The following is a 12,235-nucleotide window of genomic DNA, read 5'->3' as shown; positions in this document are numbered from 1 at the left end:
GCTTCACAAGGACATACGGGAAGGCAGGCGGATCGGATTACCGGTTCAGCTCGCAGCTGCGCACGCGGTCGCGCTGGTTCTGGGGGAAGCGTCCGATCCAGCACTGGTCAAAGACCGAGCAATAGCAGACTTGGACTTCGGACTCCCACCGGGCGGCGTTGAGGCGCTCCCAATAGGCGCGATCAGGCGTGCCTTCGGCGGGCCGGGTGAAGTGGATGAAGCCGGCCTCGTCATCGGGCGCCAGCAATTGCGGAGCGACGGGATTGGTCAGCACCTGATTGTCTTCAAAGATCTGCTGGAAAGCCTCTTCCCGGCCCTCGGGATCGTCGTCATACCCTTCGACCAGGCTGACAAAATAGGGGATGGGACCCGGATAGGTCACGCCTTCATGGATGAAGTGCAACCAGCGGATATCGACCGGACCGAGGCCGCGATTGCCGATGTAATAGCTCAGCCGGTGGACCTGTTCCTCACTGTCATAATTGCCGTGGGCGATAGTGGGGATGGGCAGCACGCTGGCTTCCAGCTGGCGCTGCATGACCACGCCCTGAAACACCGCCACAAACAGCGAGGCGACCGAGATGATCGTGACGGCGACCGCTACGATGATCTCGATCAGACGGATGCGGCTTGAGCGCATCGCAGCCTAGTCCCGGTCGGCGTCGGCCACGTCCGGCGTGGTTTTCGGCTCATACGGCTGGTCGGCGGGATGGCGATAGCAATCCTCATCAAGCTCGCCTTCCCATTTGGCCACAGCGGTCGCCACGGTGGCGTCGCCGGTGACGTTGAGCGCGGTGCGGGCCATGTCCATGATCCGGTCCACCGGCAGGATGAAGCCCACAATGATCGCCACCTGCTCGGCGCTGACGCCGAAGGTGTCGAGCACGATCGCCAGCAGGAAGAGCGAGGCGGAGGGAATGCCGGCCGCGCCGATCGAGACGATGGAGGCGGTGAAGGCGATCAGGAAATAGTTCGCCAGCGTCAGGTCATAGCCGAAGGCCTGGGCCGTGAAGAGCGCCAGAATCCCCAGATAGAGCGCCGTGCCGTCCATGTTGATGGTCGCGCCCAGCGGCAGGACCGAGCCTGCAATGGAGCGTTTGACGCCGAGATTCTCGCTGGCGTTGGCGATGGTCACCGGCAGAGTGGCGCTCGAGGAGGCAGTGGAATAGGCCACTGCGATGGCGTCGAGCATGCCGCGCAGGAAGTTCATCACCGGCAGGCCGAGCACGAAGCGGATGAAGCCGCCATAGACCAGCACGGCGTGGGTGATGAGGCCCACATAGACCGCCGCGATCAGCACGGCGATGGCGGCCAGCGCCTCGAACCCTTGCGAAGCAACAGTGTGGGCGACCAGGGCGAAGACGCCGAAGGGCGCCACTTCCATGACAAGATGGGTGACTTTCAGGATCACATTGGCGGCCTGGGTGAACAGATCGCCCACCAGCTTGCCCTCGCGACCGGCCATCAGGATGCCGACGCCCAGCAGCACGGCGAAGAAGATGATCGCCAGCACGTCGCCGTCCGCCAGCGCCGCGATGGGATTGTCCGGCACGATGCCCAGAAGGCGTTCGACCAGCGTCGGCGCTTCACGCGATACCGGCACGGCGTCTGCTCCGCCCAGATCCACGCCTTCTCCGGGCTTGAACAGCAGGCCGAAAATGATGCCGATGATGTTGGCGAAGAAGGTGGTGGCGAAATAGAGGGCCATGGTCTTCAGACCGATGGAGCCCAGCTTTTTGGGATCGCCCAGCGCCACCACGCCGGAGACCAGCGTGGTCAGGATCAGCGGGACGATGAGCATCCGGATCAGGTTGATGAAGAGATCGCCGACCGGTTTGATGAAGGTCTCGAGCCAGTCTGCGGCGGCTTCCCCGCCCATGATCCGGCTCAGAATGCCGCCGAAAATGACGCCGATCACGAGCGCGCCGAGCACGCGCTGCCAGAGCGCGATCTTAAACCAACCTCTCATACAGGCCCCTCCCCGGCGGCTCTCATATCAGAACCGCGCCAGCCTAAGCCCGGATGCGAGGAGGTCAACGATCTGACGCCGTAGGGTTATCAGAAATCAATCACAATTCGGATTCACGGGCCGCCTGGCCGACAGCCTTCAGCACGCCCATGCGCACGCCATAGACGAGCCAGAACACGCCGATGATCAGCATCCAGGGCGCGGTGGGCAGAGCCGGGTTGAGTCGCGACAGGACCACCAGCACGCTGGCCATGACCACATGACCGATCACCACGCGCCAGCTGAGATCGCGATAACTTTCCGCGGTCCGGATCGTGGCTTCCGAGAACCAGCGCCAGGCCCGGTTCACCGAGCCTGAATCCCGCTCCCGGCGGGCTCTTTCGGATTGGTCGGGCTGATAGGACATATGCTCAGGATACGGACTTGTTCAGGCCCTGTCAAAATGCCGTTTCCAAGGCGTGTGAACAAAAAAACCCGCCGTGACGGCCTTGCGCGACCGCCCGGCGGGCCCAGGAGAGATCGTGAGCGGCGGCGCCTAGCCGAGCGCGGCTTCGGCCCGGATGACGGCGGCGGCCGCGTTCACCACGGACGCGATGCGGACAGCGGCCTGGATCTGCTCGGTGGTCAGACCGGCCTTGCGCAGCTCGTGCTCGTGCGCGTCAATGCACATGCCGCAGCCATTGATGGCGGAAACGGCGAGGGACCACAGCTCGAAATCGGCCTTGTCCACGCCCGGATTGCCGATGACGTTCATGCGCAGCTTGGCCGGCATGGTCTTGTAATCGCTGGCGGAGACCAAGTGGTTGAAGCGGTAGAACACATTGTTCATGCCCATGATCGAAGCGGCGGCCTTGGCGGCGCTCAGCGCTTCGGCGGAGAGCTTGTCCTCGACCTCGGAGACGATGTCGTTGAGGGTTTCACGCTCTCCGACGGCATAGGCGGACGCCAGGAAAACACCGTATTTCTTCTGGTCGTCCAGAACGGTTTCGCGGGCCAGGGAGCTGAGATTCAGCTTGATGTCCTTGGCGTGGTCGGGGAGGCGGTTTTTCAGGGCGTCAAGGCTCATGGCGCGTCCTTTCATGCTTGCAAAGGGTTTGGACCGGCCGTCCGGCAGGGCAGAAGCGCCCGTCACCAGATGGGGGATAGGTTCGGGCGGGGGACATTGGGCGGCCGGTCCGGCTGCGCCCATGGCGGACCATGAACGTAGCGGGGCTGGCCGTCATCGGACGGCCCGTTAGGGCCGTCCGACTTCGGTGCGTTCGACTTAGAGCGTGTCGCCGCCAGCCTGACGGTTGCACGGGCACAGCTCGTCGGTCTGAAGGGCGTCCAGAACACGCAGGGTGTCGTCCGGGTTACGGCCGACATTGAGGTTGGTCGCATAGACGTGCTGGATGACGCCATCGGGATCGACAATGTAGGTGTAGCGGTAGGCCACGCCCTCGGGGGAGCGCACGCCCAGACCATCGACCAGAGAACCGGTGGTGTCAGCGAACTGCCACTGGTTCAGGCCCTTCAGATCCTGGTGCTCACGACGCCAGCCGAGCTTGGAGAACTCGTTGTCGGTCGAGCCGGTCATCACGACGGCGTCGCGATCAGCGAACTCGTCTTCCAGGTTCGCGAAGGCCACGATCTCGGTCGGGCAGACGAAGGTGAAGTCTTTCGGATAGAAGACGATGACTCTCCACTTGCCCGGGAAGGACTCGTTGGTGATCGGCTCGAAAGCGGACTCGCCATTTTCTTCGTGCTGATTGAATTTCGGCTTCACGCCGACGACTTCGAATTCGGGGAGCTTGTCGCCAATACCCAGCATGTGTGTCTCTCCTGGCAGGATTGAAAACTCGGACGAGGGCGGTTGGTTCGGGGTCCGCCCTTCGACGTCAATGGATATGAGGGCAAGCTATCGATAAATCCAATGGATTGTTCCTGTTGCTCCCATAGGATTTATCAATAGAGGAGGGGGTGTAGAACAAAGCAATATAGATCAGTGACTTAGGGCTCTTCCGTTGAGATGGTTCTCGCTGCAGCCGAGCCCTTGGAGCGGTTTTGCGCCGGCCAAAACCGCCATATCGATATATCCTATGGTCTCCCCTAATTAAATCGATTTGATAAATGTATGGGCCTCGCGCCATCCTGCCTGCAATCTAGACGTTCTGATCCGGGAGGACACGACCATGGACGGACACGATATGAAATCAGCGGGCGGGTGCCCGTTCCACCACGGCGGCAACACCGCCATGGACAAGCCGGTCACCAAATGGTGGCCGAATGCGCTCAATCTCGACATTCTCCATCAGCGCGGCGCACGCACCAATCCGATGGACCCCGACTTCGACTACAAGTCAGAAGTGAAGTCGCTCGACTTCGAGGCGGTGAAGGCGGACGTCAAAGCCCTGTTGCATGACAGCCAGGACTGGTGGCCGGCGGACTGGGGCCATTATGGCGGCCTGATGATCCGGCTCGCCTGGCACTCGGCGGGCTCCTACCGCCTCGCGGACGGCCGCGGCGGCGCGGGATCGGGCAATATCCGCTTCGCCCCGCTCAATTCCTGGCCGGACAATGCCAGCCTCGACAAGGCGCGTCGCCTGCTCTGGCCCGTGAAGAAGAAGTACGGCAACAAGCTCAGCTGGGCCGATCTCATCATCCTGTCGGGCACCGTGGCCTATGAGGACATGGGTCTGGAGACCTTCGGCTTCGGCTTTGGCCGTGAGGATATCTGGGGCCCCGAGACCGATGTCTACTGGGGCTCGGAAGCGCAATGGCTGGCGAAATCCGAAGAGCGCTATGGCGATCTTGAGGACGCCTCCTCGCTCGAGAACCCGCTGGCGGCCACCCATATGGGCCTGATCTACGTCAATCCCGAGGGCGTGAACGGCAATCCCGATCCGCTCAAGACGGCCGCCATGGTGCGCGAGACGTTCAAGCGCATGGCCATGGATGATGAAGAAACGGCGGCGCTGACCTGCGGCGGCCATACGGTCGGCAAGGCGCACGGCCGCGGCGCCGTGGACAAGATCGGCGCGGAGCCGGAAGGCTGCGGCGTGGAATCCCAGGGCTTCGGCTGGGCCAATGAAGGCCATCAGGGCAAGGCGTCCAACGCCTTCACCTCGGGCATTGAAGGCGCCTGGACCCAGCATCCCACCCAGTGGGATATGGGCTATTTCGACTATCTGTTCGGCTATGAGTGGGAGCTGAAGAAGTCGCCCGCCGGCGCTTGGCAGTGGGAACCGGTCGACATGTCCGAAGACCAGAAGCCGGTGGACGCGTCAGACCCGTCCATTCGCCACAACCCCATCATGACCGATGCGGATATGGCGATGAAGATGGACCCCACCTACAACGCGATCTGCCAGAAATTCCGCAAGGATCCGCAATACTTTGCCGACACCTTCGCACGGGCCTGGTTCAAGCTGACCCACCGCGACATGGGGCCCAAGGCCAATTATGTCGGCCCGTTCGTGCCGGATGAGGACCTGATCTGGCAGGACCCGATCCCTGCCGGAGCGACCGGTTACGATGTGGACGCGGTGAAAGCGAAGATCCGAAGCAGCGACCTGACCCCGGCCGAGCTGATCGCCACAGCCTGGGACAGCGCCCGGACTTTCCGTGGCTCCGACAAGCGCGGCGGCGCCAATGGGGCGCGTATTCGACTGGCCCCGCAAAAGGACTGGGAGGGCAATGAACCGCTGCGTCTGCACCGCGTGCTGACCGTGCTCGAACCCATCGCGGAAGAGACCGGCGCGTCGGTGGCCGATGTCATCGTGCTGGGCGGCGTTGTGGGTCTGGAAGACGCCATTTCCAAGGCCGGTTTTGACGTGGCCGTGCCCTTCACGCCGGGTCGCGGCGACGCGACCGCCGAACAGACCGATGCGGAGTCCTTTGAACCGCTTGAGCCTCTGGCGGACGGTTTCCGCAACTGGATGAAGGATCGCTACGCCGTCAGTGCGGAAGAGATGATGCTCGACCGCGCCCAGCTTCTGGGTCTGACCGCGAACGAGATGACGGTGCTGGTGGGCGGTCTTCGCGTGCTGGGCGTCAATCACAACGGATCGTCCCTGGGAGTCTTCACCGACCGGGTCGGGGCGCTGACGACGGATTTCTTCGTCAACCTGACCGACATGGATCTGAGCTGGCATCCGGCGGAAGACGGCCTTTATGAGGTCCGCAACCGCAAGACCGGCGAGGTGAAATGGGGCGCGACCAGTGCAGACCTGGTGTTCGGTTCGAACTCCATCCTGCGCGCCTATGCCGAGGTCTATGCCCAGGACGACAACAAAGAGAAGTTCGTCAAGGACTTCGTCGCCGCCTGGACGAAGGTCATGAACAATGACCGGTTCGATCTGAACTAGACCCTCGTTGGAGCGCTCCCTGGGTCAGGGGGCGCTCCTGCTTTATCTGAACCAGCCGATCAGGACGCCGAATGAGCAGCCACCTGCCCACGCTTCGACAACTCACCTTCCTTCTGGCGCTGGCCGAGCATGGCTCGTTTTCTCGCGCCGCCGAAGCCGCCCACGTCACCCAGCCCACCCTGTCCGCCGGCATCAAGGAGCTCGAGACCATTCTCGGCGCGACCCTGGTCGAGCGCGGCGCTCGGGGCGCAGCCCTGACGCCGGCCGGGGAGGCGGCGGTGGCGCGCGCCCGGATCGTGCTGACCGAAGCGGAAGACCTTGTCCATGTGGCCCGCGCGGCGGGCGAGCCGCTGTCCGGCCCGTTCCGTCTGGGGGTGATTCCCACCATTGCGCCCTTCCTCCTGCCCAAGGCCCTGCCCAGCCTGCGCGAGCATTATCCCAAGCTGGAACTGTTCCTGCGCGAGGACCTGACCCATCGGCTGGTTGAGGCGCTCAAGGATCGCCGTCTGGACGCGGCGCTCATCGCCCTGCCCTATGATGCGCCCGGCATCGAGACCACAGGGCTGCTGGAAGACGAATTCCTGTTCGCCGCCACGCCGGATCATCGCCTGGCGAAGGTCGACAAGCTCAATCCGGCCATGCTGGCGGATGAGCCGCTCCTGCTGCTGGAGGACGGCCATTGCCTGCGTGATCACGCGCTTGCGGTGTGTTCGGCCAGCAAGCCCGACACCAACGACGCCCGGTCCGACTTCGCCGCCACCTCGCTTCATACGCTGGTGCAGATGGTGAAATCGGGGCTCGGCGCGACGCTGCTTCCTAAACTGGCCATTGATGCGGGTCTGGCCGACCGGCTCGATCTCGCCATCCGCCCGTTCGACCCGCCGGTTGCCGGACGGGAAATCGGCGTCGCCTGGCGCAAGGGCAGCGCCCGTGAGCACGAGGCGCGCATGCTGGCCGATGCCGTGCGAGAGGCGCTGAAGGGGTAGGGGAAAGGCGCTGATTTTCCGACCCCGCCTCTCTTTCCCCGCGTAGGCGAGGACCCAGAGCCGCACGCTCAGCACTTGATGATGTCTGGGCCCCAGCCTTCGCTGGGGAAGAGCAGAGAAGTACAATAAAAAAACCCCGGCCTTTCGAGCCGGGGTTTTCGTTTGGCGCTGGTGCAGCCCTAGTCCGGGCGGCCCAGAATGATGGTGCCGTTGGTGCCGCCAAAGCCGAAGGAGTTCGACAGCACGGTGTTGAGCTCGGCCTGTTTCGTCTCGGTGACGATGGGCAGATCGGCGAGTTCGGGATCCATCTCGTCGATATTGATGGAGGGGGCGATGAAGCCCTCTTTCATCATCAGCAACGAATAGATCGCTTCCTGCACGCCCGCGGCGCCCAGGGAGTGGCCGGACATGGACTTGGTCGCGGACAGGGCCGGGACATCCTTGCCGAACACGGCGCGCAGGCCCTCGGCCTCCTTTACATCGCCCACGGGCGTGGAAGTGGCGTGCGGGTTGATGTAGTCGATGGTGCGGCCCTTGGCTTCTTTCAGCGCGATCTGCATGCAGCGCGCCGCGCCTTCGCCCGACGGCTGGACCATGTCATGACCGTCAGACGTCGCGCCATAGCCGAGCACTTCAGCGTAGATGGTCGCGCCGCGCGCTTTCGCCCGCTCATACTCTTCGAGCACCACAATGCCCGCGCCGCCGGCAATGACGAAGCCGTCGCGGTTCTTGTCGAACGCGCGCGAGGCCACAGACGGGCTGTCGTTATAGTTCGAGCTCATGGCGCCCATGGCGTCAAACAGGTTCGATAGCGCCCAGTGCAGCTCTTCGCCGCCTCCTGCGAACATCACGTCCTGCTTGCCCCACTGGATCTGCTCGGCGGCCGCGCCCATGCAGTGCAGGGACGTGGTGCAGGCCGAGCTGATCGAATAGTTCAGGCCCTTGATCTTGAACGGGGTGGCGAGGGTCGCCGAGCCGGTCGAGCACATGGCCTTGGGCACCGCGAACGGACCGATCCGCTTGGGGCCTTTCTCGCGGGTGATGTCGGCGGCCTTCACGATCGCCTCGACCGACGGACCGCCCGTGCCCACGATCAGGCCGGTGCGCTCGTTGGAGACGTCGCTTTCCTCAAGTCCCGCATCCGCAATGGCCTGCTGCATGGACATGTAGGCCCAGCCCGCGCCTTCACCCATGAAGCGATAGGCGCGCTTGTCCACATGCTCGGCCGGATCGGCCTTGGGACGCGCGTGCACCTGACACTTGAAGCCCAGCTCGGCGTATTCCGGCGCAGCAATGACGCCCGACTTGCCCGCTTTGAGGCTGGCCGCGACTTCCTGTGCGTTGTCGCCAATGGATGAAACGATGCCGATACCGGTTACGACGACACGCCTCATGCTTGTCCTCCGCCATTGTTGATCTCTTCAGGCCGGAACAGGCCCACCCGCAGGTCTTTTGCGGTGTAGATGGTCTGACCGTCCGCCTCTACGTGACCATCGGCGATGCCGAGCACAAGGCGACGATTGATCACACGCTTGAGATCAATGACATAGCGAACCTGTTTGACGCTGGGCGGCACCTGACCGGTGAATTTCACCTCGCCCACGCCGAGCGCGCGGCCCTTGCCCGGCGCGCCGGTCCAGCCCAGGAAGAAGCCCACAAGCTGCCACATCGCGTCGAGCCCCAGGCAACCGGGCATCACCGGATCGCCCTGGAAATGGCAGTCGAAGAACCACAGATCGGGGTTCACATCGAGTTCGGCGACCAGAACGCCCTTGCCGTGCGCGCCGCCCTCGGCGGTGATTTCGGTGATGCGATCAAACATCAGCATGGGCGGCAGGGGCAGCTGGGCGTTGCCCTCACCAAAGAGTTCGCCTTTGCCGCAGGCGATCAGGTCATTGTAATCGTAACTGTTTTTTTGGTCTGTCATGGGGTCCGTCGAGCCGGTCCGGCAAAACTGCGCCGGGGTCGGGAGTTGCGGCGAACGCGCCAGCGCTGCACGGGGTCCGCACCGCGCCAGGCTCTCATCCTGGGTTCAGATCCGTCAGTCGGCTGAAGCGGAATTGTCCGGGTCCGCCCCCAGCACGTCTGGTTCAGACGCAGAGCGGTAGCATGACGCTTGTTCCCCCTCAAGCGCGGGGCTCGGCTGGGTCTCTTCCGGATAGACGCCCCAGAAGGCGTCTGCGCGCGCCCAGCCGCGGCGATCATCCGCTTCCAGACGGCACCAGCCGGCGCGGCAGCGTTCAAGCCAGAGCACGGCTCCCGCTTCCACGTCGGCGATCAGGGAGGCGTCTGTATCGGGTCGCGACAGCAGGCGGGTCGCTTCGCTGGCCCAGACCGAGCGGCGGCCTGTCAGGGTGCGCCGGTGCATCCACACCTCCTCGCCCTCGGGATCGCGCACCCGGCGCCAGTCCGGGGTTTCCGCAACCACTTCCATGGGCAGGCCCTTGCGCTGATAGAGCCAGGCGACGGGATGAGTGAAGGAGGGGCCGGCGCGCCCGCGGGTCTCGTTGAATTTCAGCGAGACGAAGCGCGGCACCGGCAGGCCCGAGAAGGTGTCGCAGGTTTGCGCGCTTGCACTTTCAGGGGCCAGCAGGCCGCTCAACAGCAAGATCAGGGCAAACAGCTTTCGCATGGGGTTGCGTCATCCCGGTCAGAGTGAATCATCGGTTCAGGGTGACGGCGCATGATTAAGATTGTTTTTCGCAGGGACTGGATATGGGACGGGACCGCACCCATCTTGCGCCCAGATTGCAGCTTTCGGGGAAACCGCCATGATCCGCACCGCCCTTGTCGCCAGCCTGGCTCTCAGCGCCACGGCCCATGCCCAGTCTGAAAACCAGGTCTATGTGGAGACCACCGATCTGGGGGCCGGGCTCTACATGCTCGCCACCAATCAGGCGGGCAATGTGGGCGTCAGCGTCGGCGAGGACGGGGTGTTCATGATCGACACCCAGATGGAGCAGTTCGCAGCGGCCATTGACCAGGCCCAGCGCGAGGTGTCCGGCGACCGCGCCGTGGATCTGGTGCTGAATACCCATCTGCATGGCGACCATGTGCTCGGAAACGCCTATTTCGCCGAGCAGGGCGCCACGATCATGGCCCATCCCAGCGTGCGCGACGGACTGATGAACCCGGTGACCGCCCAGCTCACCGGCTCCACCCCGCAGCCGCTTTCGGGCGGCTATCTGCCGACCGTGGGCGTGAATGACGGCGATGTGGTGACGATCAATGGTCTGACCGCGCATCTGCATCACACCCCGGCGGCGCACACCAATGGCGATCTGTTCGTGGTGTTCGAGGACGCCAATGTCATCCATGCGGGCGACCTGCTGTTCTCGGGCTGGTTCCCCTATATCGATCTCGATAATGGCGGCACGGTGGACGGCTATATCGCCGGCATGCAGGCCATCGTGGACGTGGCGGACGCCGACACCCAGATCATTCCCGGTCATGGGCCGCTGTCGACCGAAGCGGATCTCGAAGCCAGCATCGCCATGCTGACCGAGGCCAAGGCCCGGGTTCAGGCGCTGGTGGATCAGGGCCTCAACCTGCAGCAGGTTCAGGACGCGGCGCCGCTGGCGGACTTCCATGATGACTGGAATTGGGGTTTCATCACCACCGAACGCATGGTCTGGACGCTGTATCGGGATATCACGGGTGAAATCGAGTAAGACTCAAACGGTCTGGATGCCGGAACCGCGCATTCTGACCCTGATCATCATGATCGCACTGGTCATGGGGCTCGTCTTCACGGGCCTGCTTGGCAGCTGGGCGTATGGCGGGGCCGTCGGCCTCGTCTTCGCCGGCGGCATTTATCTGTTCGTCGTCGTCAATGCGCGCCGGGCCGCGAAAACGCTCGCCCAGCATCATCAGGGCAAGCATCGCGGCCGGATCTGACGCTTGCTGTTGCAGCGCGGTTTGGGGTAGGGAAGAGACACATTGTCTCAGGCCCTCTGTCCATGTTCACCAACACCGCCACCTATCCGCGCCGCCGCGCAGATCTGACCCTTCTGAGCTTCCTGGTTCTGGGGATGGCGGTGGCGCTGGTCGTGGGCGTTCTGGGGCGCAGCTTCACGCTCGCGGTGCTGCTGGGCCTCGCGCCCGGATTGCTGCTGGGCGGGATCGCCTGGTTCCGCATCAAGCGCGGGGGCTGCGGAGGGTGCCAGTTCTGTCCGATGCGCAAGCCGGGCAGCTGCGGGATGCCGGCAGACTGACCGTCCGCATCCGGCCCGACAATCCGTCATAAAGCCCGATCCGGCCTATGAGCGGCTCGCCCGCCCCTGAAATCAGCTTGATCGCCTCCATCGCCATCATCGAGCCAATGACGCCGGTCAGCGCGCCCACAACGCCCATCACGGCGCAATCCTCGGCATCGGGCGGAATATCGGGCACCCAGCACTGATAGCAGGGCGCGTTGTCCTGAAGATGCGGGCCGAACACGCCGATCTGCCCTTCCCAGCGGCCCACAGCGCCCGACACAAGCGGGATGCGGGCCTTGATCGCGGCGCGGTTCACCGCAAACCGGGTCGGAAAATCGTCACAGCCGTCCAGCACCAGATCGGCGTCCGCCAGTAGATCGGGCAAGGTGTCCGCTGTCGCCTTCAGGCTCAGCGCCTCGACCTCGACGCCCGGATCAAGCGCCTTGAGCGCGGCCTCGGCCCGCTCCACCTTGCTGGCGTCCACATCCTTGGTTCTGAACAGGATCTGTCGCTGCAGATTGCTCAGCGACACCGTATCGGGATCCACGATCCTGATCTGGCCCACCCCCGCCGCGGCGAGATACAGCAGCGCCGGCGCGCCCAGCCCGCCCGCGCCGATCACCGTGATGCGGGCGCGGGACAGTCTCTGCTGGCCTGGTCCGCCCAGCTCTCTGAGCACGATGTGTCTCGCATGTCGTTTGACGTCCACGCTCATCTCGGTCAGACCTGCTCTTT

At 63.9% G+C, this 12,235-nt stretch carries 14 protein-coding genes; 5 read left to right on the top strand and 9 right to left on the bottom strand.

Translation table 11 applies throughout. From position 1 onward, the window contains the following. Nucleotides 1-37: 37 nt before the first annotated feature. The 5 genes from B2Z70_RS05665 to B2Z70_RS05645 all read right to left on the bottom strand — a co-directional run bounded on the left by B2Z70_RS05665 (nt 38) and on the right by B2Z70_RS05645 (nt 3,779). Nucleotides 38-640 carry a hypothetical protein gene (locus B2Z70_RS05665; protein WP_292981940.1) on the bottom strand — a complete coding sequence of 201 codons (603 nt, stop codon included), beginning with the start codon at nt 638-640 and terminating at the stop codon, nt 38-40. Between the two features lie 6 nt (nt 641-646). After that, nucleotides 647-1,969, bottom strand: a complete 1,323-nt coding sequence (locus B2Z70_RS05660) for a dicarboxylate/amino acid:cation symporter (protein WP_009802340.1) — start codon at nt 1,967-1,969, stop codon at nt 647-649. 100 nt (nt 1,970-2,069) lie between these two features. Continuing rightward, a complete protein-coding gene (locus tag B2Z70_RS05655) occupies nt 2,070-2,375 on the bottom strand; it encodes a hypothetical protein (protein WP_292981939.1) in 306 nt (101 codons plus the stop codon). Nucleotides 2,376-2,504: 129 nt separating this feature from the next. Further along, nucleotides 2,505-3,035 carry an alkylhydroperoxidase, AhpD family gene (gene ahpD / locus B2Z70_RS05650; RefSeq protein WP_292981938.1) on the bottom strand — a complete coding sequence of 177 codons (531 nt, stop codon included), beginning with the start codon at nt 3,033-3,035 and terminating at the stop codon, nt 2,505-2,507. A gap of 198 nt (nt 3,036-3,233) precedes the next feature. Continuing rightward, the gene (locus B2Z70_RS05645; protein ID WP_292981937.1) at nt 3,234-3,779 is read right to left on the bottom strand and encodes a peroxiredoxin; all 546 of its coding nucleotides are present in this window, start codon (nt 3,777-3,779) and stop codon (nt 3,234-3,236) included. 361 nt (nt 3,780-4,140) lie between these two features. Between B2Z70_RS05645 and katG the strand changes: the two genes are divergently transcribed. Both katG and B2Z70_RS05635 read left to right on the top strand, forming a co-directional pair. Next, on the top strand, nt 4,141-6,315 hold the full coding sequence (gene katG / locus B2Z70_RS05640; protein WP_292981936.1) for a catalase/peroxidase HPI: 2,175 nt from the start codon (nt 4,141-4,143) through the stop codon (nt 6,313-6,315). Between the two features lie 71 nt (nt 6,316-6,386). Next, nucleotides 6,387-7,301, top strand: coding sequence for a hydrogen peroxide-inducible genes activator (locus tag B2Z70_RS05635; RefSeq protein WP_009802335.1), 915 nt, complete (start codon nt 6,387-6,389; stop codon nt 7,299-7,301). A 179-nt stretch (nt 7,302-7,480) separates the two neighbouring features. Here B2Z70_RS05635 and fabB read toward each other — a convergent pair whose 3' ends face one another. From fabB to B2Z70_RS05620, 3 genes are all read right to left on the bottom strand, one after another. Beyond that, nucleotides 7,481-8,695 (bottom strand): beta-ketoacyl-ACP synthase I, encoded by a 1,215-nt coding sequence (gene fabB / locus B2Z70_RS05630; protein ID WP_009802334.1) that lies wholly within the window; start codon nt 8,693-8,695, stop codon nt 7,481-7,483. Further along, nucleotides 8,692-9,228, bottom strand: a complete 537-nt coding sequence (gene fabA / locus B2Z70_RS05625) for a 3-hydroxyacyl-[acyl-carrier-protein] dehydratase FabA (protein ID WP_009802333.1) — start codon at nt 9,226-9,228, stop codon at nt 8,692-8,694. The genes fabB and fabA overlap by 4 nt, the downstream gene beginning before the upstream one ends. A gap of 114 nt (nt 9,229-9,342) precedes the next feature. Continuing rightward, nucleotides 9,343-9,933 (bottom strand): SH3 domain-containing protein, encoded by a 591-nt coding sequence (locus tag B2Z70_RS05620; RefSeq protein WP_009802332.1) that lies wholly within the window; start codon nt 9,931-9,933, stop codon nt 9,343-9,345. Between the two features lie 139 nt (nt 9,934-10,072). Here B2Z70_RS05620 and B2Z70_RS05615 point away from each other — a divergent pair, with 139 nt between their 5' ends. From B2Z70_RS05615 to B2Z70_RS05605, 3 genes are all read left to right on the top strand, one after another. After that, entirely contained in the window at nt 10,073-10,972 is a 900-nt protein-coding gene (locus B2Z70_RS05615) for an MBL fold metallo-hydrolase (protein ID WP_292981935.1), read from the top strand. After that, a complete protein-coding gene (locus B2Z70_RS05610) occupies nt 10,959-11,198 on the top strand; it encodes a hypothetical protein (RefSeq protein ID WP_292981934.1) in 240 nt (79 codons plus the stop codon). The genes B2Z70_RS05615 and B2Z70_RS05610 overlap by 14 nt, the downstream gene beginning before the upstream one ends. A 62-nt stretch (nt 11,199-11,260) precedes the next feature. Further along, nucleotides 11,261-11,515, top strand: coding sequence for a hypothetical protein (locus B2Z70_RS05605; RefSeq protein ID WP_009802329.1), 255 nt, complete (start codon nt 11,261-11,263; stop codon nt 11,513-11,515). On the opposite strand, the gene B2Z70_RS05600 is transcribed toward B2Z70_RS05605, so the two are convergent. After that, nucleotides 11,439-12,215: a HesA/MoeB/ThiF family protein gene (locus B2Z70_RS05600; RefSeq protein ID WP_292981933.1), complete on the bottom strand. Its 777-nt coding sequence runs from the start codon at nt 12,213-12,215 to the stop codon at nt 11,439-11,441. The two genes, B2Z70_RS05605 and B2Z70_RS05600, sit on opposite strands and share 77 nt — an antisense overlap. Nucleotides 12,216-12,235: the final 20 nt, after the last annotated feature.

Origin of the sequence: Oceanicaulis sp. UBA6590 (assembly GCF_002433705.1) — a bacterium.
In the GTDB taxonomy this organism is placed as follows: domain Bacteria; phylum Pseudomonadota; class Alphaproteobacteria; order Caulobacterales; family Maricaulaceae; genus Oceanicaulis.
Note: the sequence above shows the minus strand (reverse complement) of the source record. Positions and strands in the feature narration are given on the sequence as shown.